The 23,241-nt window shown below is 55.9% G+C and carries 21 protein-coding genes; 12 read left to right on the forward strand and 9 right to left on the reverse strand.

The features are described 5' to 3' along the window. Positions 1 to 31: 31 nt before the first annotated feature. Positions 32 to 1,492, reverse strand: a complete 1,461-nt coding sequence (locus VIN76_RS10785; protein WP_332041854.1) for an FAD-binding oxidoreductase — start codon at positions 1,490 to 1,492, stop codon at positions 32 to 34. A 279-nt stretch (positions 1,493 to 1,771) separates the two neighbouring features. Between VIN76_RS10785 and VIN76_RS10790 the strand changes: the two genes are divergently transcribed. Then, positions 1,772 to 2,161 carry a hypothetical protein gene (locus tag VIN76_RS10790; protein ID WP_332041855.1) on the forward strand — a complete coding sequence of 130 codons (390 nt, stop codon included), beginning with the start codon at positions 1,772 to 1,774 and terminating at the stop codon, positions 2,159 to 2,161. A 184-nt stretch (positions 2,162 to 2,345) separates the two neighbouring features. Next, positions 2,346 to 3,710, forward strand: coding sequence for a DEAD/DEAH box helicase (locus tag VIN76_RS10795; RefSeq protein WP_332041856.1), 1,365 nt, complete (start codon positions 2,346 to 2,348; stop codon positions 3,708 to 3,710). Positions 3,711 to 3,830: 120 nt separating this feature from the next. On the opposite strand, the gene VIN76_RS10800 is transcribed toward VIN76_RS10795, so the two are convergent. Further along, complete coding sequence (locus VIN76_RS10800) at positions 3,831 to 4,412, reverse strand: hypothetical protein (protein ID WP_332041857.1); 582 nt, start codon at positions 4,410 to 4,412, stop codon at positions 3,831 to 3,833. A 102-nt stretch (positions 4,413 to 4,514) separates the two neighbouring features. After that, entirely contained in the window at positions 4,515 to 5,942 is a 1,428-nt protein-coding gene (locus VIN76_RS10805) for a sigma-54 dependent transcriptional regulator (protein ID WP_332041858.1), read from the reverse strand. A gap of 189 nt (positions 5,943 to 6,131) precedes the next feature. On the opposite strand from VIN76_RS10805, the gene VIN76_RS10810 reads away from it, so the two are divergent. From VIN76_RS10810 to VIN76_RS10840, 7 genes are all read left to right on the forward strand, one after another. Then, positions 6,132 to 6,254: an aa3-type cytochrome c oxidase subunit IV gene (locus tag VIN76_RS10810; RefSeq protein WP_332041859.1), complete on the forward strand. Its 123-nt coding sequence runs from the start codon at positions 6,132 to 6,134 to the stop codon at positions 6,252 to 6,254. Positions 6,255 to 6,266: 12 nt separating this feature from the next. Next, positions 6,267 to 7,397, forward strand: a complete 1,131-nt coding sequence (locus VIN76_RS10815) for a Re/Si-specific NAD(P)(+) transhydrogenase subunit alpha (RefSeq protein ID WP_332041860.1) — start codon at positions 6,267 to 6,269, stop codon at positions 7,395 to 7,397. 11 nt (positions 7,398 to 7,408) lie between these two features. Next, positions 7,409 to 7,705 carry an NAD(P) transhydrogenase subunit alpha gene (locus VIN76_RS10820; RefSeq protein WP_332041861.1) on the forward strand — a complete coding sequence of 99 codons (297 nt, stop codon included), beginning with the start codon at positions 7,409 to 7,411 and terminating at the stop codon, positions 7,703 to 7,705. Further along, the gene (locus VIN76_RS10825) at positions 7,702 to 9,186 is read left to right on the forward strand and encodes an NAD(P)(+) transhydrogenase (Re/Si-specific) subunit beta (protein ID WP_332041994.1); all 1,485 of its coding nucleotides are present in this window, start codon (positions 7,702 to 7,704) and stop codon (positions 9,184 to 9,186) included. Before VIN76_RS10820 ends, VIN76_RS10825 begins: the two co-directional genes overlap by 4 nt. Positions 9,187 to 9,290: 104 nt before the next feature. Then, on the forward strand, positions 9,291 to 10,007 hold the full coding sequence (locus tag VIN76_RS10830; RefSeq protein ID WP_332041862.1) for an aspartate/glutamate racemase family protein: 717 nt from the start codon (positions 9,291 to 9,293) through the stop codon (positions 10,005 to 10,007). 126 nt (positions 10,008 to 10,133) lie between these two features. Then, a complete protein-coding gene (locus VIN76_RS10835) occupies positions 10,134 to 11,333 on the forward strand; it encodes a parallel beta-helix domain-containing protein (protein ID WP_332041863.1) in 1,200 nt (399 codons plus the stop codon). Further along, positions 11,333 to 12,358 (forward strand): SO2930 family diheme c-type cytochrome, encoded by a 1,026-nt coding sequence (locus VIN76_RS10840; protein ID WP_332041864.1) that lies wholly within the window; start codon positions 11,333 to 11,335, stop codon positions 12,356 to 12,358. The genes VIN76_RS10835 and VIN76_RS10840 overlap by 1 nt, the downstream gene beginning before the upstream one ends. 3 nt (positions 12,359 to 12,361) lie before the next feature. Here the strand turns inward: VIN76_RS10840 and VIN76_RS10845 are convergent, their stop codons facing one another. Beyond that, a complete protein-coding gene (locus VIN76_RS10845; protein WP_332041865.1) occupies positions 12,362 to 13,603 on the reverse strand; it encodes a multidrug effflux MFS transporter in 1,242 nt (413 codons plus the stop codon). A gap of 76 nt (positions 13,604 to 13,679) precedes the next feature. Here VIN76_RS10845 and VIN76_RS10850 point away from each other — a divergent pair, with 76 nt between their 5' ends. Both VIN76_RS10850 and dinB read left to right on the forward strand, forming a co-directional pair. Continuing rightward, the gene (locus tag VIN76_RS10850; RefSeq protein WP_332041866.1) at positions 13,680 to 15,278 is read left to right on the forward strand and encodes a hypothetical protein; all 1,599 of its coding nucleotides are present in this window, start codon (positions 13,680 to 13,682) and stop codon (positions 15,276 to 15,278) included. Next, a complete protein-coding gene (gene dinB / locus VIN76_RS10855) occupies positions 15,275 to 16,390 on the forward strand; it encodes a DNA polymerase IV (protein ID WP_332041867.1) in 1,116 nt (371 codons plus the stop codon). Before VIN76_RS10850 ends, dinB begins: the two co-directional genes overlap by 4 nt. Positions 16,391 to 16,459: 69 nt before the next feature. Here the strand turns inward: dinB and VIN76_RS10860 are convergent, their stop codons facing one another. From VIN76_RS10860 to VIN76_RS10880, 5 genes are all read right to left on the reverse strand, one after another. Then, positions 16,460 to 16,675, reverse strand: coding sequence for a hypothetical protein (locus VIN76_RS10860; RefSeq protein WP_332041868.1), 216 nt, complete (start codon positions 16,673 to 16,675; stop codon positions 16,460 to 16,462). A gap of 22 nt (positions 16,676 to 16,697) precedes the next feature. Then, a complete protein-coding gene (locus VIN76_RS10865) occupies positions 16,698 to 16,973 on the reverse strand; it encodes a hypothetical protein (protein WP_332041869.1) in 276 nt (91 codons plus the stop codon). A gap of 190 nt (positions 16,974 to 17,163) precedes the next feature. After that, complete coding sequence (locus VIN76_RS10870) at positions 17,164 to 18,564, reverse strand: glutamate--cysteine ligase (RefSeq protein ID WP_332041870.1); 1,401 nt, start codon at positions 18,562 to 18,564, stop codon at positions 17,164 to 17,166. Between the two features lie 96 nt (positions 18,565 to 18,660). Next, positions 18,661 to 19,242, reverse strand: a complete 582-nt coding sequence (locus VIN76_RS10875) for a YqaA family protein (protein ID WP_332041871.1) — start codon at positions 19,240 to 19,242, stop codon at positions 18,661 to 18,663. A gap of 102 nt (positions 19,243 to 19,344) precedes the next feature. Beyond that, the gene (locus VIN76_RS10880; protein ID WP_332041872.1) at positions 19,345 to 20,916 is read right to left on the reverse strand and encodes an alanine/glycine:cation symporter family protein; all 1,572 of its coding nucleotides are present in this window, start codon (positions 20,914 to 20,916) and stop codon (positions 19,345 to 19,347) included. Between the two features lie 322 nt (positions 20,917 to 21,238). On the opposite strand from VIN76_RS10880, the gene VIN76_RS10885 reads away from it, so the two are divergent. Beyond that, on the forward strand, positions 21,239 to 23,020 hold the full coding sequence (locus VIN76_RS10885; RefSeq protein WP_332041873.1) for a cyclic nucleotide-binding and patatin-like phospholipase domain-containing protein: 1,782 nt from the start codon (positions 21,239 to 21,241) through the stop codon (positions 23,018 to 23,020). Positions 23,021 to 23,241 lie beyond the last annotated feature (221 nt).

Genomic DNA, 23,241 nt, shown 5'->3' on the forward strand with positions numbered 1-23,241 from the left:
CTCCGAGACTAAAATATTTGTTGCTGCGGCTTTAAGTTGCTGGCGTCCCCGACGCAAGAGGAACTAGTTTACCCGGATTCATTATGTTGTTGGGGTCGATCGCTTTTTTTATCGCGCGCAGCGTCAATATCCGGGCATCTCCGGACAGGCGTTCCAGCTCGTCGCGCTTGGTCTGGCCAATGCCATGCTCTGCGGAAATGGAACCACCGGCCGCCACGACCAGATCATGCACCATGGGCGATATGGTCATGGAGGATTTTTCCACCCACTGCGATTCCCCTGATTGCGCGCTGATATCCTTGGGCGCCTTGACGTGAAAATGGACATTGCCATCGCCCATGTGACCAAAGGCGGCGACCCTTGTGCCGGGAAAGGCTTTTTCAATCTGGGCCCCCGCGTCTGTGATAAAGTCCGCCATCTGCGCTACCGGCACGCTGATATCATGTTGCAGGGCCAGACCATCGGCGCGTTCCGCTTCCGAGATGGACTCCCGGATTTTCCAGAATGCCTCGGCCTGCGCTTCACTGGCGGCGATAGCGGCGTCGCTGATAAGCTCTTTCTCAAACGCTTCGGCCAGCAATGCCTCGGCAATGCTGTGCGGATTTGGCGCTGCGGGCTGGTCGCGGATAATTTCTATCAGCACGTTCCACGGCGCTTTTTCCGCCAGCGGGGGGCGGGTTCCCGGAATATGCCGAAGCACCGCGTCCAGACAGGAACCGGGGATTATTTCAAAGCCTTCCAGCGACTGGCTTTCACGGCTATTCAGAAATTTGAACAGTGCATAGGCTGCCTGCGGCGATGCCACGCCGATCCACGCGGCGCAGCGGTCGATGAGCGCCGGCACGGTTTTCAGCGTTGCCGCCGTCACGATGCCAAGCGTCCCTTCTCCGCCGATCAAAAGCTGTTTCAGGTCATATCCGCGATTGTCTTTTTTCAGGGCAGCCAAGCCGTTATAAATGCTGCCATCGGGCAGGACCGCTTCCAGTCCGGCGACAAGGGAGCGCATCGTGCCGTGCCGTAAAACCTGTGTGCCCCCGGCATTGGTGGAAACCAGCCCGCCGATGGTAGCCGATCCTTTGCCGCCCAAAGTCAGCGGAAAGCGCTGGCCATGCTTTTCCAGCGATTCGTGAAAATTCTGCAAGACCACTCCGGCGTCACAGACGGCCAGCCCGTCACCGGCATCAATGGACCGGATAGTGTTCATCCGGCGCAGGGACAAAATAATCGACTGCCCCGAATTGTCGGGGGTCGCGCCGCCGACCATGCCGCTATTGCCCCCTTGCGGGACTATCGCAATCGCGTGGGCATTGGCGATTTTGACAATGGCGGACACTTCCTCGGTAGAGGCTGGCGAAACCAGGGCCATTGCCTTGCCGGTATAGCGCCCCCGCCAATCGGTTAGCCATGGCTCCATATCGGCCAGCTCAATGGTAAAACCCCGCGACCCGACAATTTCGGCCACGGCCTTCAACCCATTGGACATTTCCGGCATATGTGCTCCTGTTTGCTTAAGATGTTCGTAACCATATAGACGCATCGCGATTCAACACCAATGTTTGACTGAAAATTCAGGACAGTGGCAGGGAAGACAATTTGACAGAAAGTGTAGTTCATCAATCATTCAATCACCATTGGTATAGCTTGTGATGAAAATTAGGGGTTTCTGGTGAGTCTTCCACTCTTTCTATCATTATTGCTGGCGACCCCAGAGGCTTCAGAGCTTCCACTACCCTATTCTCCCGAGCAAGAAGAAGGGGTTTTTTTTAAGTCTTTGAAACCGCAATATGCACAGGTCCGTATCGAAAGGCGCGTCATCATCCGGGTTCCGCGGAGCCGGTCGGCCTTGCCGTCGGGGCTGAATGCCTTTGAAGCAAATTCTCCACCCGTGACCTATAAGGAAAAGAAAATCGGCAAATGCGTGCCGATGAACAATATATTGGGTGTCCAGCGGTTTGATGACCGCTATCTGGATCTGGTCACCAAGAGCCGTCAGCTGATCCGGGTCAGGCTGGAGAAAAAATGCCAGGGGCGCAGTTTTTATTCCGGATTTTATATGGAGAAATCCAAAGACGGCAAGATATGCGAGGACAGGGATGTTTTGCATTCAAGAACGGGCGTCAAATGTGAAATTGACCGATTCCGCCTGCTCGTCCCAGAATGAGACTGAAACGAGAAATATTATGATGGTGCTTTTATAATAGGATAAGGGATTCCAAAGGTCTTTTCAAATAGTAGAAAATGCTAGAATGCTTGACAAAAGTGGCTTTTCGCACCATCCACCCAGCAATCGGCTTTAACAGGCTGGTTGAATGTGCCCCCATGCACCGTTATTTTCCGGAAACACTATGAAATTTGCCGACCTCGGCCTCTCTGATGAACTGTTGAACGCCGTCGCTGATGCGGGCTATGATGAACCGACGCCTATTCAGGCGCAGGCCATTCCCTCTGTCCTGATGATGAAGGACATTATCGGTATCGCGCAAACCGGCACGGGCAAGACGGCCAGCTTCGTTCTGCCGATGATCGACATTCTGGCACAGGGCCGTTCACGCGCGCTGATGCCGCGTTCGCTTATTCTGGAGCCGACCCGCGAATTGGCCGCTCAGGTTTCCGAGAATTTCGAAAAATATGGCAAGAACCATAATCTCAGCATGGCGCTGCTTATCGGCGGCGTTTCCATGGGCGACCAGATCAAGGCTCTGGAAAAGGGCGTCGATGTTCTGATTGCCACACCGGGGCGGCTGATGGATTTGATGGAGCGCGGGCGGATTTTGATGTCCGGCTGCGAATTGCTGGTTATTGATGAAGCGGACCGGATGCTCGACATGGGGTTCATTCCCGATATCGAGCAAATCTGTTCAAAACTGCCCGAGACACGGCAAACCATGTTGTTTTCGGCCACGATGCCGGCGCCGATCAAGAAACTGTCCGACCGGTTTCTTAAAAATCCGAAATCCATCGAAGTGTCACGGCCCGCGACGGCCAACACTTCTATTGAACAGTCGATCATCCATGTCGCGCCTCAGGCGAAGCGCAAGCTGCTTTACGGCATTTTGGACAATGAAGGCGTCGAAACCGCGATCATCTTTTGCAACCGCAAGACAGAAGTGCGCGATCTTTGCCAGCAATTGCGTAAAGACGGTTTTGACGCGGGGCAGATTCACGGCGACATGGACCAAAGCTCCCGGCTTGCGGAGCTGGATCGGTTCAAGTCCGGTGAAATCAACATCCTGTGCGCCTCTGACGTTGCGGCACGCGGGCTGGATATCAAGGGCGTCAGCCATGTCGTGAATTACGATATTCCCTGGCATCCGGATGACTATATCCACCGGATTGGCCGGACCGGACGGGCCGGGGCAACCGGCGTTGCGATCACCTTTGTCTCCAAGCGCGATGACGAGCATGTCGAAAGCATTGAAAAACTGACCGGCATGAAGCTCCCCGTTAGGGACATGAAATCGATCAAGACAGAAAAAGCGCCCGACAGCCACAAAGCATCGGATAAGCCAAAAGGCGAAAAGCCCAAGCGCGAAAAATCCGGCAAGCCACGCTCCGATGACCAGTTCGAGAGCAAGAAAAAGCGGCCCTCGAAATCGGTAGAGAAACCGATGAAACAGGAAAAGCCAGCGCCGGAACCAGAGCAGACCGAAGAAGATGGCGGCTGGAACGGACCGGTTCCGAGTTTCCTTTCCGCGAAACTAGGCCGCTAAGGCCGGGGTCTGCATAGCCCAAATAGTCAGGTAAAAGACCGTTAGTGGCGAGCCTGTCGAACCACGTATCAAAATCACACGCTATATTCAGGCCGCAGACCGTTGACCTGTGGTCTCAGCTTATCTGAGTGTCAGGCTGTCCAATATCTGCGCGACCAGCGGGTCGAGTGTTTCGGCTTCTGCTTCCGGATAGGTGATCGCGGCGCGGACCATCGTGCCATCGGGTTTGCGCAAGATGCGCTCGGCGGTTTTCTTACCATCCCCGATTGTGCCAGAAGCGCGATATTCGTCTTCATTGACATAATTGCCGGTCACGTCACCGGCTTCTTCCAGCTTTTTAACCGCGGCGAGCAAATCGGCATCTTCGCGATTTTCTGTCCATCCGGTGCTCAAAACTATCCCGGCTTCGGGATCGGTGAACATACTGCCATTATCGTCGCTCGATGCTTCATCTGCGGTCCAGTCTTTTGGCACCAACAGGGTAAAACCGCGCAAGGCGTTGGTATAGCTCGCCATCTGGGACGTATCTATAGCGGAGGCATCTGCCCCAGCCTCCTCGTCGCGAATGGCCTTGCTGGCGGCATCCGCTTTTTGGGCCAGCTCTTCACTCGACGGTACCTCTTCAACAGATTCCTGTTTGCCGCAAGAGGACAGAAATAGGGCCGCGGAAATCGCGGCGCTGATGATGAGTGATGTTCGCATATTTGTCATATTCCCTAGACTTAGAGAGTGAGGCCTTAAACATCAACCGAGAATCAGATGCTTCCGGTTACTATAAGATGGACGTAAGATAGGGATGGCCGGTCAGGCCGCGCTGTCGATTCCCAGGTCCGCCAGCTTGCGGTAAAGCGTCGAGCGGCCAATACCAAGCCTGCGCGCAACTTCTGTCATGCGTCCGCGGTAATGGCCAATGGCAAGGCGAATCACATCGGCTTCGATTTCGTCGAGCGGGCGCAAATTGCCGTCTTCGGAATATAATGTAATGCCGATGCCTTCCGCGCTTCTGGACGTTTGCGGCCGTGTCCCGCCGGAATCGGCGATATAGGACGCAATTTGCGGAAACTCGTCACAGGTCAGCGCATCGCGGTCGCACATCACGGCGGCGCGGAATAAAACGCTTTGCAACTGGCGGACATTGCCCGGCCAATGATAGCTGCGCAGCAAATGCAGTGCTTCATCGGTAATGCCAAGGCTGCGAAGTCCCGGTTGCAGCGCCAGCCGGGTCAGGAAATGCCGGGCTAGCCCCGGAATATCGCCGGTGCGATCCCGCAAGGGCGGGATGGTGAGCTGCACCACATTAATACGGTAATAAAGGTCTTCGCGGAAACGTTCTTTCCTGACTTCCTCTTCCAGCGAGCGATTGGTCGCGGCGATGACACGCACGTCCAGCCGGAAACTGTTCGGACTGCCCAGCGGCTGGATCTCGGAAGATTTCAGGAAACGAAGCAGCCGAACCTGAGTTTCGGGTGGAATACGGTCCACCTCATCAAGGAAAATCGTGCCGCCCTCAGCCTGTTGGAGCAGGCCGATCTTGCGGTCAAAGGCTCCGGTAAAGGCGCCTCTTTCGTGGCCGAATAATATGGAATCGAGAAGGTTACCGACAATAGCCCCGCAATTGACCTTCAAATAGGGCTGTTTCGCGCGCGGGCTTGCCGCGTGAATGGCATCGGCGATGACTTCCTTGCCAACACCGGCCTCGCCCTCGATCAAGACGGGGACACGGGCGCGGGCGGCTTTGGCAGCGATAGCCAGCGCGGCGCGAAAGGCCGGAGCCGCGCCAATAATTTCCTCAAAGGCAAGCGGCGTAGAGATTTTCTCGCTCAGCGGCTGCAATTCCCCGGTCTGCTTCGCATTTTCCACAGCAGTGGTCAGCGCCTGCAGCATCTGTTCCGGGGACACCGGCTTTATCAGATAGTCGGTCGCACCGGCCCTGATCGCCTCTACCGCTTCGGTGACGGAGCCACCGGCGCTCAACATCAATATCGGCAGGGCAGGGCGGCGGGATTTCAGCTCGGCGATCAGCTCCGTCGATTCAGAGCCCGGTGCCCAGTGGTCGAGGATGATGGCGTCCAGCATCATGCCATCCTGCGTACCCAGTGTCGCGATTGCTGTTTCGGCATCGCGCGCGAAAATCGTGCGATAACCGGCCCGTGATGCAAGAGCGGATATCAACCGGCACTGTGCCGGCTCATCATCAATTAACATCAGCAATTTTGTGCTGTTTTGAGCCATTTTTACCCTATAGGTGCGAGAATGAACAGTTTCTCTAGCAACGAGGGGTAAAGACCGGATTAAGAGTGGTCAGTATTTTCTACCAGTTAAATAATCTTTTCTATCACTCTAATTAGGATACTCCACTTGAGCCTCGCGATATATATGTTTAGAGCAGCCGCAATCATTGTTTGAATATGTGGAGGAATTATGGCGTCTGAAAATGAAATTAAATCAGCGGAAGAAACCTATGGCGGTTTTATTTCCTGGCTGAAAATCGGTGCCGTCATCACGGCTTTGGTGACAGTTCTGGTTATCATCCTCATTAGCTGATTGGAATAATCCTTGAAAATTGCGGTATTAAAAGAACTCGCCGAAGGTGAGCAGCGGGTTAGTGCTTCGCCGGAAACGGTAAAGAAGTTCAAAGCCCTGGGAGCAACATTGGCGGTCGAAAAGGGAGCGGGTCTGTCCGCTTCGATTAATGACGCCGATTATGAAGCCGAAGGAGCCAGCATAGGCACCCGCGCAGCCATATTGAAAGATGCGGATATCGTGCTGGGCGTGCAGGGGCCGGACCCCGAATCGATCAAGGGTATCAAAAAAGGTGCATGGCTCGTCGCCAGCCTGAACCCCTTTGGAGAGCGCACACGGGTTGACCAATATGCGGCGCTGGGCATTGATGCGCTGGCTATGGAATTCATGCCGCGCATAACACGCGCACAATCCATGGATATCCTGTCTTCGCAGTCCAACCTGTCCGGTTACAAGGCCGTTCTTGAAGCGGCGGCCCATTATGGCCGCGCTTTCCCGATGATGATGACGGCGGCGGGCACGGTTTCTGCGGCCAAATGCTTTGTCATGGGTGTAGGCGTTGCCGGTTTGCAGGCGATTGCAACAGCCCGGCGTCTGGGCGCCCAGGTATCGGCAACCGACGTTCGCGCAGCGACCAAGGAACAGATCCAGTCACTGGGCGCGAAACCGATTTTCGTCGAAGATGTCGCAGGCATCGAAGGCGAAGGAACCGGCGGCTATGCCACGGAAATGAGCGAGGAATATCAAAAGGCGCAGGCCGAACTGGTATCAAAACATATCGCCAAGCAGGACATCGTGATTACCACGGCCCTGATCCCCGGACGTGCGGCACCGCGCCTGATTTCCGATGACCAGATCGCAACCATGCGGACCGGCAGCGTGATTGTCGACCTGGCGGCTGAACAAGGCGGCAATGTCGAAGGCGCTGTTGCAGGAGAAGTCGTGGTCAAGCATGGCGTAAAAATATACGGGGCCAAGAATATGCCGTCCACGATGGCGGCGGACAGCTCGGCACTATTTTCCCGCAACCTTTATAATTTCCTTAGCGCCTATTGGGATGAAGAGGCCAAACGGCCTGTGTTGCCCGATGATGATGAAGTGACAATCGGCATAAGGCTAACCAAAGACGGCAAGGTTGTGAACGAACGCCTTCTGGCAAACTAGGGGCATTTCCAATGGACTTTATATCAATTCTCTCAATTTTCGTGATGGCCTGTTTCGTGGGCTATTATGTGGTCTGGTCGGTAACACCGGCCTTGCATACGCCGTTGATGGCGGTGACCAATGCGATCAGCTCGGTGATTATCGTCGGTGCGCTTATCGCGGCGGCTTCCGGAGCGCAGGCCGATGGCGGACAAACCGCCAAATGGCTGGGTCTGGTCGGCGTGGTTCTCGCCAGCGTCAACATATTCGGCGGCTTTGCCGTGACGGAGCGGATGCTCGCAATGTATAAGAAAAAGGAGCGCAAATAATGCGCGCATTACTGGGAGGCGCAGCGGCGCTTTTATTCGCCAGCCCGGCTTTAGCTGTATCAGGCACCGGCGAAACGATTAATCCATGGATACCTGCGGCATATCTGGTGTCGGGTGTATTGTTCATTCTGGCCCTTCGCGGACTGTCTTCACCTGAATCCAGCCGGGCGGGCAACCGTTATGGCATGGTCGGTATGCTGATCGCCGTCGCAACCACTTTGGTCACGCACGACGTTGCCGGCCTGCCAGAAATCGCGATTGCGATCGCGATTGGCGGGATTATCGGTTTTGTCATCGCACGGCGCATTCCGATGACGGACATGCCGCAACTTGTCGCGGCTTTCCACAGTCTTGTCGGTATGGCGGCGGTGCTCGTCGGTATGGCGGCCTATCTGAATCCTGGCGCGTTTGACATTGTCGACGCAGCCGGAGAGATATTGCTGGCCAGCCGGGTCGAGCTTGGCCTTGGCGTTGCCATTGGTGCCATCACTTTCTCTGGCTCGGTCATCGCGTTCCTGAAACTGAACGGCAATATGTCCGGTGCGCCTATCATGCTGCCGGGCCGTCATGTCCTTAACCTGGGCGTGCTGGTCGCGATTATCGGTCTGACCGCTTATTTCTCCGTCATGCCAACGGCGGAAAGTGCGGCAGTCTTCTGGACCATCGTGGCGCTTTCTTTCGTCATCGGTTTCCTGCTTATCATTCCAATTGGCGGCGCGGATATGCCGGTGGTCGTGTCGATGCTGAACAGCTATTCCGGCTGGGCCGCGGCGGCAATGGGCTTCACGCTGGGCAACACGGCGATGATCATTACCGGCGCACTGGTCGGTTCGTCCGGTGCTATCCTGTCCTACATCATGTGCCGGGCCATGAACCGCAGCTTCATTAGCGTGATCGCTGGCGGCTTTGGCGCCGACAGCAGCGGATCGTCAGACGGCGGCGAAAAAATCGACCGTCCGTGGAAACGCGGCAGCGCCGAAGACGCAGCCTATATGATGAAGCAGGCGGAAAATATCATCATCGTTCCGGGTTACGGCATGGCCGTGGCACAGGCACAGCACGCGCTGCGTGAAATGGGTGATATGCTCAAGGAAGAAGGCGTGAACGTCAAATATGCCATCCATCCGGTCGCTGGCCGTATGCCGGGACATATGAACGTCCTGCTTGCCGAAGCGAATGTGCCTTATGACGAGGTGTTCGAGCTTGAGGATATCAACAGCGAATTTGCACAGGCCGATGTTGCTTTCATCATTGGTGCCAATGACGTTGTGAACCCGGCGGCGAAAACCGACAAAGGTTCTCCCATTTACGGGATGCCGGTTTTTGATGTCGACAAGGCCAAGACGATCTTCTTTGTCAAACGCTCGATGGGCGGCGTCGGCTATGCCGGTGTGGACAATGAAGTCTTCTACATGGACCAGACGATGATGCTGCTCGCCGATGCGAAGAAAATGTGCGAGGACATTGTTAAAGCGCTTTGATGTTGCGCTGGCCCGCTTTAGTTACGGCGGGCCAGCCGACAATTTCCTGAAATGTTACACCGCGCTCTTTGGGCGATGCAGACTATAGGCAGAAAGCGATAATAATGCGAACAATTGGTCTTATCGGTGGCATGTCGTGGGTTTCGACAGAAACCTATTACCGCCGGATCAATAGCGAGGTCCAGCGCCGGCTGGGCGGATTTAACAGCGCCCACCTGTTGATCGAAAGCGTCAACTTTAACGATGTGGCGCGGTTGCAACTTCATGATGATTGGGATGCCGCGGCGGAGGTGATGATCCGTTCGGCCAAAAGGCTGGAGCAGGCAGGCTCCACCGCGATCCTGATCTGCGCTAACTCGATGCATAAAATTTATGATCAGGTTGCATCGCAAGTGGATGTGCCGGTCCTGCATATTGCGGACTGTGTTGGCGACAGGATGAAAGCCGACGGCATCAAAAGAGCGGCGCTGATCGGCACGCGAAATGTGATGACGGAAGGGTTTTACCGCAAACGGCTGGTCGCCAAGGATGTTGCGCTTGTCCCGCCGGACCTGGGCCGGGCGGAAGAGATTGACCGGATCATCTATGAAGAATTGATGTTCAGCCGCACGTCACGCGATTCGGAACGGTCGTTGAAAACCTTCATCACCAATATTGCCAAGCAGGACATCGAGGCAATCGTGCTGGGCTGTACGGAACTGGCGATGATTGTCGATACAAAGGCGAATGTCCTGCCGATATATGACAGCGCCGAAATCCATTGTGATGCTGCGGTAGAGTGGATGTTGTCGGGCGTTGAACCGGAAAAGCCGGAACTGTAGCGCCCGAAATCCAATGCCGGACTGGTAAAGCCGCTTCTTTACCTCCCCCTATTACTGACATGTCTGTCAATGCTCTTGGCAAAGCTGGAAAATTGCGTCATTATCCCAAGAAAAAGGGAGAGAGATATGATCCGCACTGCATTGGCCGCGACCGCCTTGGGCTTTACTATGCTTGGCACTATTCCGGCGCTGGCGAAAACCATCACCGTAGAATCTGGCGAAAACGCGCAGGAACGCTTGCAGGAAGCGTTGATACTGGCCGAACCGGGCGATGTGGTCGCATTGGGGGAAGGGACATTCGACCTCACCGACGGGCTCTCGCTGGATGTGAACGAGGTGACAGTGCGCGGGGCAGGCATGGACAAGAGCGTGCTGAGCTTCGCCGGACAGCTTGGCGCGGGCGAAGGGCTGCTGGTGACGTCCGATGACGTGGTGCTGCGCGATTTCGCTATTGAGGACAGCAAGGGCGACGGGATCAAATCCAAGGGCGCTGACCGGATTGTCTATCACGCAATACGCGTCGAATGGACCGGCGGGCCAAAGGCCAGCAACGGCGCCTATGGCATCTATCCCGTAGAGGCGAGCGACATATTGGTGCAGGACAGCATCGTGCGCGGCGCGTCGGATGCCGGGATCTATGTCGGCCAGTCGAAAAATATCATCGTCCGCCGCAATACCGCGATTGAAAATGTCGCAGGGATAGAGATTGAAAATAGCTACGATGCCGAGGTGACGGAAAATCTGGTCACCGGAAATACCGGCGGAATCCTTGTCTTTGACCTGCCGAACCTTCCGCAAATGGGCGGCCATAATGTGCTGGTGGCGCGTAACGCGATTATCAACAATAATACCGGCAATTTCGCTCCGGAAGGCAATATTGTCGCCAGCGTTCCGGCCGGGACCGGTGTGATGGTGATGGCCAATCGCAACGTGCATGTGACCGAAAACGCGATGATCAACAACGGCACGGCCAACGTGATGGTGGTCGCCTATACCGAGAAGTTTGACGATCCCAAATATGACCCGACCCCGCGCGATGTCTATGTTGCAGACAATATCCATGGCCGCTCCGGCTTTGCGCCGGATTTTGAAGGCGGTGTGCAGCTTGCCGCGGCCTTTGGCGGCGTGCTCCCTGCGATCATCTATGACGGATTGGGCAGCGGTATGATCGTCAAAGATGCCGTACCGGTGCTTGGTCTGGGCCTTACCAAAGCGGGCCAGCCGGTTAGCGAGGCCCAGCCTTCGCTCTATGAATCCGCTGCGGGAGAGGCCGCGCCATTGCAGCCGATCGTGCTTCCCGCTGCGATGGAGGAACGCCTGAAATAATGCGCTTGCTGATTGCCGCTATCGCCCTGTGCGCCGCCGGTTTTGCGGCCAGCGCCGCGCCCGACCATCCGCGCGAGCGGGTCAAGGATGCGGTAATCATGGCGGATGCCATGCCCCAAAAGCTGGCGGAGTTCGGCTTTTTCACCGATGCTGCCGGCTGGCAGCCGAACCGGGACGTGAAGCTCTATACGCTCAACAGCCCGCTGTTCAGCGACTATGCCGAAAAATACCGCTATATCTATATACCGGAAGGGCAGCAGGCGGTGGCCGATGATGACGGCGTGGTGCAATTTCCGGTCGGTTCCGCGCTCATCAAGAGCTTTGGCTACAAGATTGACGGCAAGGACCGGCTGCTCGAAACCCGCGTCATGCTGCACCGCGCCGATGGCTGGATCGCCTTGCCCTATGTCTGGAATGACGCGCAGACGGAGGCGACGCTAAAAGTGGCAGGAACGCGGATTCCGGTGCGCTTTACCGACCCGTCGGGCCAGGTCCAGAGCATCAGCTATGCCGTGCCGAACAAGAACCAGTGCAAGGAATGTCACTCGCTGTCCGGTGCGGTCATGCCGATCGGGCCAAAGCTGAGGAACCTGTCACCGGATACGCTTGCCATGCTGCGCGGCAATAATATGCTGAAAAACCCGGCCAGCGATCACGCAGCTATCCCGGACTATGCCGACAAGGCCAAGCCGCTGGAACAGCGCGCCCGTGCCTATCTCGACATAAACTGCGCCCATTGCCACAACCGGCAGGGTTCGGCGAGCAATTCGGGGTTGTTCCTGACCTATGAGGAAACGTCTCCGGTGCATCTTGGCATCGGCAAACGTCCGGTTGCCGCCGGTCGCGGGAGCGGCGGTCTGGATTTTGCGATTGCGCCCGGCCATCCGGAGCAAAGCATCATGCTATACCGGCTAAAAAGTCTGGAAGCGGGCATCGCCATGCCGGAAGTCGGCCGCTCTCTGGTCCATGAGGAAGGCGCGGCCTTGCTCGAGGAGTGGATCGCGGCGATGGGGGAAGATAGCTAGGGCCTAGCGCACGCCTCTTTTCGGTGCGGTCTGGACACGGCGGAACAGGACGCCTTTTTCCGCCCATAATATGAACAGCAAAGTGGTAATGCCGCAGATGGAAAAGCCGAGGATCAGCGGCAGGGTCGTTCCGTCAAACTGCAAGCCGATAGCCCCGCCAATAGCAGCCGAGAGCAATGTCCGCGTGAAGTTCTGGAACGAGGAGGCCACGCCCGCACCTTTGGCAAAGGGCTGCATCGCGATCGAGCTGAAATTCGCGCCGGTAAAGCCGACCATCCCCATGGACGCGGCCAGCAGGATGACGAATAGCGGCAGCGTCAGCCATCCCGCCAGGGTAATGCCAAGGTGGGCGAGTGAAACGAAGATAAAGAAGAACAGCGCCGATTGCGATACCCGGCGCGCGCCAAAGCGCGTGACGATGCGCGAATTGACAAAATTGCCCACGGCCATCGCCGATGCATTGGCCGCAAAAATGAACACGAAGATATCCCCCGCGTCGAAAACATTAACGAAAATCTGTTGCGCCGAGGCAATGAACGCAAACATCGGGGCCATCATAAGGCCGCTGGCAAACACATGGCCAACGGAATTGCGATGACGTATCACATAACTCCACGTGCTGATGACGGAAACCATGTTGATCTTTATCTTGTGATCCGGGTCGAGCGTTTCCGGCAACCGCATCAGCACCCACATGAAAATGACCATGCCAAAGACGGAAAGCACGACGAAAATCGCATGCCAGTCCGCAAAATATAATATGAGCTGCCCGGCCATAGGTGCAAGCACCGGCACGATCATGAACACCATCATTATGGTGGACATGGTGCGGGCCATTGCATCGCCCTCGTATCGGTCGCGGATGATACTGTTCGCCAGTACGCCCATGGCCGCCGCGGCAAGCCCCTGTATGAACCGGGCGAGCAGCAACAGATTGTAATCCTGACTAAATGCGCAGAATATACCAAAGCCTATATAAATCGCGATGGTAACGAGCAAAACCGGCTTTCGGCCATAACGATCCGCAAGCGAACCATAGATGATCGACCCTATGCCCATGCCGTAAATATAGGATGTGATGATCCATTGCCGGTCATTTGGGTTCTGTAGCGCGAAATCATCCGAAATCAGGCCAAGCGCCGGAAGCATGATATCAATCGCCATCGCGTTGAGCGACATCAGGCTAGCCATCAGGACGATAAGTTCAAATCGTCCGATCGGGAATGTGGGCCTGGCGTTTTGCATGGCTGCGCTATGGCAACTAAAATTCTTCATGGCTATAGGTTAAATGCTGTCAAATTAAATTAGGTATTGCGATATCGTGGCCGGATCAAAACCATCAAAATATATTCATCTGCTGCTTGCAATGGCGGGCACGATGGCGTTGCTATTTACCGCAGGCCCTGTTTCAGCACAATTACCAACGCCGCCGGTGCCGGGTTGCCAATATGCGGTAAAGAGCATCCATGACAGCAAAGAGGATTATCGCAGGGCCACGCCCCTGCAAAGCTATGACGGCACGAAAATTGCCTCTCCGCAGCAGCTTGCGGACTATGCCCGCAGCGCGGACGGCAAAACCACATTGATCGAAGGCGGCGATTTTTCCGCCTGGGATTTTACGGGTGTGACGCTTTCCAACATCTGTTTTGAGGGAAGCGATCTCAGCCAGTCGAACTGGACCGGCGTAACCGCAACGGGGCTGGGCTTTATCAATGCGGATGCCGGTGGAGCGATCATGGCCGGCGCGGTCATGACGGATATTTTGATCCGCAGCAGCAATTTTGCCAGCGTCGATGCCACGGGTGTAGACTGGACAAGCGGCAAGCTGGACGGCGGATGGGACGGTGATGTCGAGGGATTGAAGCTGGATGATGCCGATTTGACCGGCTTTCGTTTCGATTGCGGAATCACCGTCTTTGATGGCTGCCCCCTGGGGCGCAGCGGGAACAGCTTGCGCGGTGCGAATCTTGCCTTTTCCGACTGGAGCAGTTTCGGCTTTTACGATGCGGATATGACCGGCGCCATTTTGAACCAGACGATCATCAGCCCGCGCCAGTTGACCGGTTTCAAGGACGCGATGAGCATGGGCGCGGTCTTTCTGTCCGGCGGCAATGAAAAGATCATGGTGCTGCCCGAAACATGGGCGGTCTTGATGGCATCGGCGCTGGAGCAAGAGCGAGAGGACGCGCCTTCTTTTGATTGTAGCGCCGCGCAAACGGCGGTTGAAAAGGCGATTTGCGCCGAAGATAACAGCCTGATCCGGAAATATGACCGGCAACTGGCGACGCTCTACAAGGCAGTGCGCAAACGCGACAGGACTGTGGCGGCGGCGCAGAAAGCGTGGCTGGCAAGGCGCAATAGCTGCGCCGCAACGCCGGATATCGATGATTGCCTGCGTCAGTCCTATGACCAGCGCGTGGGGCAGTTAATCGGCCTGCTGGGGGAACCGGAATGGCTATTGTCCGGCGAAGAAGCCCTGTTTCTGGAACCGGTCCTGCCGCTGGGTGAAGAGGTAACAGCTTCGCAAAGCTATGCCGACCTGATCCCGGTGCTGGCGGGAGCGTCCCGGTCCAGCCTGTGGATGAAGCGCAGCGCGGATGGCAGCATCGAAGCGGCTGGCGAGGCGGTGGGTGCCAATGCCCATTTGTGCAGCCTGCGGGTCAGGGGCCTGCGCTTTGATCCGGCCTCCGGCTGGTATGGCTTGTCGGGGAAAGCCCGCACCTATCCGGTGCTGCGCTATCATGACGGGCGGATAGAGGTTTTCCAGAGCGGCCGATTGTCTGCCGAAGACGAATTGCCGGAAATGGGGGATAACTATGTAAGCTGCGGCGCACGGGCCAGCTTCCCGCCGATGGTCCGGATGGCAGTCCCGGCCCCCCTGATGGCCCGGTATCGCAGGGCCGCCCAAGAGGAAAGATGACGCAGCAGCCCGGCCTCCGCAACGGTCTTCGCAAAATCATCCATATCGACATGGATGCCTTTTTTGCGAGCGTTGAGCAGCGCGACCATCCGGAACTGCGCGGCAAGCCGGTGGCGGTCGGCAGTGCATCCGCACGCGGGGTGGTCGCGGCGGCAAGCTATGAAGCGCGTAAATATGGTGTGCGCTCCGCCATGGCATCGGTGACCGCCAAACGGCGTTGTCCGGACCTGATTTTCGTCAAGCATCGCTTTGATGTCTACCGTGAAATATCACGGCAAATCCGCGCCATATTCTTTACCCATAGCGATCTTGTCGAACCGCTCTCGCTGGACGAGGCCTATATTGACGTGACGCACGACAAGATGGGGATTGGTAACGCCACCCGCATTGCAGAGATGATCCGCGCAGAGATAAAGAAACAGACCGGCCTGACGGCCAGCGCGGGGGTGAGCTATAACAAGTTCATCGCCAAAATTGCATCGGACCAGAACAAGCCGGACGGAATATGCGTTATCAAGCCGCATCAGGGCGCGGATTTTGTCGCCCGCTTGCCGGTCAGGCGCTTTTTTGGCGTCGGGCCGAAGACCGCCGAACGCATGGCGGCGCTCGGCATCCATAGCGGCGCGGATTTGCGCGCGCAGTCGGAAGCGTTTCTGCGCCAGCATTTCGGCAAGTCCGCCGGTTATCTTTACCGTGCATCGCGCGGCGTGGATCACCGCGAGGTAAAGCCCGACCGCATCCGCAAATCGGTTGGCGGGGAACGCACTTATGCGAGCGATCTTGTCAGTGAAGGGGATCTGGAAGACGCGCTGGAAAAGATTATCGATATTGTCTGGAACAGCATCGAAAAAGCCGGAGCGCACGGGCGGACGGTCACGCTAAAGGCCAAATATGCCGACTTTCGCCAGATCACCCGCTCGCGCTCACTGGACCGCAATGTCGAGGATAAAGCGGAGTTCGCCGCCATAGGCCGCGAATTGCTGACCAGTATCATGCCGGTGGAAAACGGCGTAAGGCTGCTTGGCCTGACGCTCGCCAATCTCGAAGGGGTGGAAGAGAAAGACGAGGGCAAGCCAGTGGACGAAGCCGGGCAGGCGATGTTCGAGTTTTAAGGGGGGGCCATTAGTAGACGGTTGAGATCTAAATGGGAGAATGCAGTATATTTAAATTAGACTATTAGATTAACAATCTTCAGGAGGCATTGGAATCACATTGAAACCAAAGATAGCTGCGTCATTAACATCATCTACAATGATAAATGGGTCATCCTTCAGCACGATAATATCCTCGCCGAAATGACGATATACTATATGCAAATCATCTTCTGCAACTTTGATGTAGCCAGCTAACTCAAGCGTAGATTCTTCTACTTCGTCAAGAGAGACATAAAATCCCACTCAATACCCCCCCCAGAAATTGTTATGCGCAAATCGCCTGCGTCGGTCTAATAACCTGTCGTGGGCTATATTTTGTCCAAGTGTTGAGAGTTGCAGGTTTATGGATGATTTTATTTCGCTGGATTTCATGGCTGTCCTCCCAGCAAAAATAAAATTCCAAAGCACGCTCAGCCTTTTGGACAGCCTCTTCCTCGGAATCTGCACGAAAACAAAAATACGGAGCCGTATTCGTTGCGGCAACGAATCGACCATCGGACGTTTGTCCGACACAGAACTGGACTGATGCAACAGTGTTCATAATTCGCCTTCCTTTCACTCGGATTATACATATGAATCATATTAACATAAGAATGTTAACATAACATATCTGAGGATTATTCTCCTACAAAGCAATAATATTCTTTTTAAGGTTATTTAAAAAAAGCAATTTTCGCGACTGATGCCCTATTCTCGCTAGCTTTGCGTATTTTATTTGGAGGAATTCGTAGCTAAAAGCTCATTTCGTCATAGATACGCGACAGGTCGCCATTCCATTCGCCGTGATAGCGATCCAGCAATTGCGCCGCCGGGGATTTGCCCGTGGCTACAACTTCGCGGAGCGGATCAAGAAAGCCGCTTTCATTATCGCCGCTGCTGTTCAGGCGGCCCCTTGCGGTGAGGCCAGCCGAGGCAATGTCGAGAATCTCGCTCGCCAGATCCAGCATTGTACCGCCGCGTGGCAGCGGCGCGCTCAGGCCCTGTTTCGGGACAGCATTGCGCAATTCTTCCCGCTCTTCCATCGTCCAGTGCTTGACCCGGTCCCATGCGGCGTCCAGCGCCGTCTGGTCATAGAGCAGGCCGACCCAGAAAGCGGGCAGGGCACAAATCCGGTTCCACGGGCCGCCATCGGCGCCGCGCATTTCCAGAAAACTTTTCAGCCTCACTTCCGGAAAAGCGGTGGAAAGATGGTCATTCCAGTCGGATGCCGTCGGCTTTTCACCCGGCAGAGCGGACAGCTCGCCTTTCAGAAAGTCCCGGAAACTAAGCCCTGCGGCATTGATATATTCACCTTCTGGCGCATCGGGTCGGGACACGAAATACATCGGCACGTCGAGCATATATTCGGCATAACGCTCGTAACCAAAGCCATCCTCGAACACAAAGGGCAACATGCCGGTGCGCTGCGGATCGGTGTCGGACCAGATATGGCTGCGATAGCTTTCAAAGCCATTGGGCTTGTTCTCGGTAAACGGCGAATTGGCAAACAGCGCCGTGGCAAGGGGTTGCAGCGCCAGGCCGACACGGAATTTCTGCACCATGTCCGCTTCGCTCGAATAATCGAGATTGACCTGTATAGTGCAGGTTCTCAGCATCATATCGAGGCCGAGATTGCCGACCTTCGGCATATGCTCGACCATGATTTTATAGCGCCCCTTTGGCATGAGCGGCAAATCCGCGCGGGTCTTGTCCGGCCACATTCCCATGCCGAGGAAGCCCGTGCCGGTTTTTTTCCCTATCGCCTTGACCTGCTCCAGATGCCGTCCGGTCTCGTTGCAAGTCTCGTGCAGGTTCTCAAGCGGTGCCCCCGACAGCTCAAGCTGCCCGGCCGGCTCCAGGCTGACCGTGCCGTCCGCGCCGGACATGGCAATGACGCGCTTGACTCCGTCCGCTCCGGTTTCTTCGATCGGCGTCCAGCCAAATTCCCGAAGCGCAAGCAACAAATCCCGTATCCCGCCCGGCTCATCATAGCTCGGTGCGTGGTGATCTTTGGTGCAATAGACGAACTTCTCGTGCTCCGTCCCGATACGCCATTGATCCTTCGGCTTCTCACCACGTTGCATCGGCGCGATCAGGTCGCTGAGATCCTCGATCACAGGATCATTGTCTTTTGAAACTTGTCTAGTGCTCATCAGTCGTCTTTAGCAACTGTCCTTAATATCGCTAGAGATATTTTGATCCGGTCCGCTATACAAAGAAATCCAGTGGTTTCCGTATAAGTTTCAAAGCTAGGCAAGCAAACGCACCGCGATAAAACCGCCGACAAACAATATGCCGACGACCGTGGTGGCCAACGCAAAATTCTTGTCGATCCACGCCTTCATCGGCGGACCAAAATGCTTGAGAAGTATGGCGACGAGAAAAAAACGCCCGGCGCGGGAAATGATCGACGCAAAGATCAGGATATAAAGCGGCATCATGGTGCTGCCCGCAGCAATCGTAACGACTTTGAATGGCAACGGGGTAAAGCCGGCTAACAGGACAACGATCCAGCCCTGTTCGTTGAACTTCAGGGCGAATTGTTCAAAGCTTTCGGTCGCTCCATAAAATTCAAGAATGGCGATGCCGATAGTCTCGAACAAAAAATATCCTATCGCATAGCCAAGCATCGCGCCCATCACGGATGCAACGGTGCAGATAAAGGCATACCACAAGGATTTTTCCGGCTTGGCAAGACACATGGGCGCCAGAAGCACGTCGGGGGGGATCGGAAAAAAGCTGGATTCAGTAAAACTGAACCCGGCCAGCCATTTGCTGGCATGGGGATGCCCGGCCTTGTCCAGCATCCAGCCATAAAGACGTTTGAGCATGTGTGGTTTACCTCATGTGCGGGGGAGCGGTGAAAATGCTGAGAGCGAGAGTTTTTGGTACTCCGAAAAGAGGGGATACACCCCCCGATCCGAATTGCCAATCTAGTCTCCAGATGTTCCAGAAATTTCTTCCATCAGTTCCCTGGGCGTCTCCCTGCCATGATCCGTACCGGCATTCCGGTGCCCTTTTGCAAGCGCAAAGACCACACCGGAAAGGGCGAGCAGAGCAATGATATTCGGCAAGGTCATTGCAGCGTTTGAAATATCTCCAAGCCGCCAGACTAATTCAAGCGGCGCGAACGAACCAAAGAAAATCACCACGCACCACAGAACACGCCAAGCGAAATGCAGCTTCTTTTCTCCGTCAAGTGTTGATCCGGGCAACAGGTCGTAAAGATAGGTGATCGCGCGCTCGCCATAATAGCTCCACGTCAGCATGGTCGTAAATACGAACAGAATGAGCGCAACCGAAGCAATCAATGTACCGATTGGAATATTAAAAACAGTGAACGGAAATGCGGCTGCATACGCACCCGATGTCATAGCGAAACCACCAAGGTCGGATTGCCATGCATGCTCGACTGCCTGTTTGACGCCATTGGCATCGGTAACAGTGAAGTCCCCCGCCACGGTCAGCATGACAAGTGCGGTCATTGTGCAAATCAGAATGGTGTCGATAAAAGTCCCCATCATTGCAAAACGGCCTTGAGATGCCGGATCATTGGTTTGTGCTACAGCGTGAGCAATCGGCGTTGAACCTTGCCCCGCTTCATTGGAGAATAGGCCGCGTGCGACACCGGCGCGCATCGCAATTATAATCATCCCGCCCAGAAAGCCGCCGCTGGCAGCATCATAACCAAATGCACCTTCAAATATGAGGGTGAATGTTTCGGGCAGATAAGGCAGGTGAATTATCAATGCGGTGAAGGCCATTACCAGATAGATGCCTGCCATCCATGGCACGATGGTTTCTGCGACCTTGCCGATGGATTTAATGCCGCCGATAATCACGGCAAAGACTACAACCGCCGCGACTGAGCCGCCAATCCAGTCCGGAACACCGAACAATTCATTAGCGCTATCGCCAAGGCTGTTTGCCTGAATCCCGTTGCCGGTCACTAGTGCTGAGAACAGAGTGCCCAGACAGAAAAGAATCGCTAACCATTTCCACTTTGGGCCAAGGCCAATGGTAATATAGCTCATCGGTCCGCCTCGATAGGTTCCGTCGGCGGTCTGTTCACGAAAGCGCACGGCAAGTGAACCCTCTGCAAATGCCAGAGCCATGCCAAATAAGGCAGTCACCCACATCCAGAATATCGCACCGGGCCCCCCCAGCGTAAGCGCGGTGGCGACGCCCGCCAGATTGCCGGTGCCGACCTGACCGGAAAGAGCGGTGGAGAGCGCTGCAAAGGGAGAAAGCTCGCCCTCCCCCTTTTCATCCGATTTTTTGAAGAGCGCGGCTAAAGCCGGGAACAGGCGCAATAGTGGATAACCGCGAAGGCCGATCATGATATAGATGCCGGCCCCCAACAAGACGATGATCATTGGTGGGATAGGCTGACCGGCAATGGAGATTACCGTTCCCCCGTTCCAGGTTCCGGCCCAGATGAAATCCGATATGTTTGACACAGGCACTATTGCGGCCTCAAACCAGGAAACTGGTGCTGTACTCACTGAACTTCTCCCCGATACGCGCGTTTTGGCGCGGAAATTTCTTCCCTGTATAGGCTGTAATTTAATTACAATCGTGACAGGATTTAGCAGCCGAGCCGGTTTTGGCAAATGCTTTTGGCGCATGATGCGGGTGGTCTGTGCATTTGATTATAGCGACTATGGGTTTGGGAGAGTGACCAGAGCCAATAGAATTGCTCAGAAAGCCATTGCTTATCAGGGTGTAAGTGCGGATAATGAATATGAACGGGGCATATGGACAGGGGGATGGGATCATGGGGCCGGCGGTTATCGTGACTATATTTCCCCTTGAAAAGTGGAGGGCGTGATAGCTCATCATTCTGATTTGGCCCGACATGCTCTGTTCGACGGGGTTTCGGATACGGCTCTTGAAGCATTGGCGGCGGCATCCATTCGCAAACCTGTGCGCGGCGGTGAGCTATTGGTCGAGCAAGGGGATGATGCCGATGCACTCTATTTCGTGGAATCGGGGCGGCTGCGCGTAGTCGTCAACAAGGCCCATCTCGTCGCGTATATCGAAGCGGGGGAAGCGGTGGGCGAGCTGGCGTTCTTTGCAGGGGGAAAACGCACGGCCGATGTGATCGCGACGCGCGATTCGGTGGTTCTGGAAGTGCCGCGAAGCGCCTATGATGCCATCGCAAAGGACCATCCGGAGCTTACAGAGGCGATGCTGAAGCTGGTTTCCGAACGGCTGGCGGTTGCAACAGCGCGCACGGCATCAGTGTCGAGCAGCACGCCGCGCGTCATCGCTATATTGCCCGCCGGGACGAGCGAGTTGCCAGAGGGGTTGCTACAGCGACTGACCGCAGCGTTTGAAGCGACCGTTAGGGCCGAAACGCCGGTCATCGCAGTGGACCGGGCAAGCAACATCGCACCGGACAGCGCGGCCTATCAAGCGTGGCTGGCGCAGCAGGAGGCAAAGGGCGCTTATGTCCTGATCGACGGCAGCGGGCCGGACGAATGGGGGCAGCGCGTGTGCCGCAACGCCGATGCGCTGGTCATGGTGGGCATGCCCGGACACGGTGACCCGCAGCCTAGCCCGATCGAGCGCATAGCCATGGGGTGGATTCCCGCGCCGCAACGGACCTTGCTTCTGGTGCGCGACACGGCCAGTCAGCCTATCGCCAATAGCGGCGCGTGGATAGACCCGCGCAGTCCCAAGCTGCACCACCATGTTGCGCTCGACAGCGATGCCGACTTTGCCAAGGTCGCGCGCTTCCTCACCGGACGGGCCATCGGGCTGGTTCTGGCGGGCGGCGGAGCGCTTGGCTGTGCGCATCTGGGGGTGGTTCAGGCGTTGCAGGACGCGCGCATCCCCATCGACTTCATCGGCGGGACCAGCGCGGGGGCGGCGATGGGTGCGGCGATTGCGCAGGGGTTGAGCGTTGCCGAGACTCTGGACCAGATGGAGGCGATGTTCGTCAAGGCCAAGGCGATGCGGCGGCTGACCGTGCCGCTCTACTCGCTGCTCGATCCTACAGTGTTCGATGCGGAGCTGCGCCAGCGCTACGGGACCAAGGACATAGCCGACCAACCCGTTGTTTTCTTTGGAGTTTCTACCAATTTATCGACCAACGGCCTGCACATCCACCGGCGCGGCCCGCTGTGGGAATGTGTCCGCGCGTCGGGCTCGCTTCCAACAATTTTGCCCCCCTTTATCGACCGTGAGGGAAATATATTGGTCGATGGCGGCGTGCTCGACAATGTGCCGGTCAAGATCATGCACACATTGAAGGCCGGCCCGAATATCGTCGTCTCGCTGGGCGACCCGGACGAGATCTGGCGCACGCCGGTGCAATATGACGATATCAGGGGGCGCTGGACGCTGATGAAAGACATATTGCTGCGCCGCAAGCGGGAGGCGGAGTTCCCCTCGATCATAGAAATCATGTCGCGCTCCATGGTGGTGGCCAGCCGCATGGCGTCCAGGGAAATGCTGGGCGAACAGGACATTTTGGTCAATCCGCCGATCATTCCGGGCATGCAGATACTCGACTGGCATCTGGGCCGCGAATTGTCGCAAATGGCGGCGGATTATTTCACGCGGGAAGTGATCGAAAGCGCAGGATTGCGGGATCTGGCCTGAAGGATTTGGCATGAGCACCGTTAGTGCCGAGCCTGTCGAAGCAGGTTGCTAAACCAGACACACCGTCAAGCCTTAAGGCGTCCTTCGACAGGCTCAGGACTAACGGATTTTGGGCGGATTTCCTTTCGAGGGGGGCAACACGCCATCCACAATTAAGGCCACAATTAAGATGTTTCCTGCCGCCGATAGGTATATCGACAGCAAATGTTCAGAATGGCCGC

Origin of the sequence: Parasphingorhabdus sp. (assembly GCF_036568145.1) — a bacterium.
GTDB lineage: Bacteria > Pseudomonadota > Alphaproteobacteria > Sphingomonadales > Sphingomonadaceae > Parasphingorhabdus.

Coding starts and splice junctions, on each gene's coding strand:
- VIN76_RS10785 (WP_332041854.1), bottom strand. CDS start 1,492: ATGCCGGAAATGTCCAATGGGTTGAAGGCCGTGGCCGAAATTGTCGGG.
- VIN76_RS10840 (WP_332041864.1), top strand. CDS start 11,333: ATGCGCTTGCTGATTGCCGCTATCGCCCTGTGCGCCGCCGGTTTTGCG.
- VIN76_RS10830 (WP_332041862.1), top strand. CDS start 9,291: ATGCGAACAATTGGTCTTATCGGTGGCATGTCGTGGGTTTCGACAGAA.
- VIN76_RS10845 (WP_332041865.1), bottom strand. CDS start 13,603: ATGCAAAACGCCAGGCCCACATTCCCGATCGGACGATTTGAACTTATC.
- VIN76_RS10800 (WP_332041857.1), bottom strand. CDS start 4,412: ATGCGAACATCACTCATCATCAGCGCCGCGATTTCCGCGGCCCTATTT.
- VIN76_RS10820 (WP_332041861.1), top strand. CDS start 7,409: ATGGACTTTATATCAATTCTCTCAATTTTCGTGATGGCCTGTTTCGTG.
- VIN76_RS10795 (WP_332041856.1), top strand. CDS start 2,346: ATGAAATTTGCCGACCTCGGCCTCTCTGATGAACTGTTGAACGCCGTC.
- VIN76_RS10835 (WP_332041863.1), top strand. CDS start 10,134: ATGATCCGCACTGCATTGGCCGCGACCGCCTTGGGCTTTACTATGCTT.
- dinB (WP_332041867.1), top strand. CDS start 15,275: ATGACGCAGCAGCCCGGCCTCCGCAACGGTCTTCGCAAAATCATCCAT.
- VIN76_RS10865 (WP_332041869.1), bottom strand. CDS start 16,973: ATGAACACTGTTGCATCAGTCCAGTTCTGTGTCGGACAAACGTCCGAT.
- VIN76_RS10805 (WP_332041858.1), bottom strand. CDS start 5,942: ATGGCTCAAAACAGCACAAAATTGCTGATGTTAATTGATGATGAGCCG.
- VIN76_RS10810 (WP_332041859.1), top strand. CDS start 6,132: ATGGCGTCTGAAAATGAAATTAAATCAGCGGAAGAAACCTATGGCGGT.
- VIN76_RS10870 (WP_332041870.1), bottom strand. CDS start 18,564: ATGAGCACTAGACAAGTTTCAAAAGACAATGATCCTGTGATCGAGGAT.
- VIN76_RS10875 (WP_332041871.1), bottom strand. CDS start 19,242: ATGCTCAAACGTCTTTATGGCTGGATGCTGGACAAGGCCGGGCATCCC.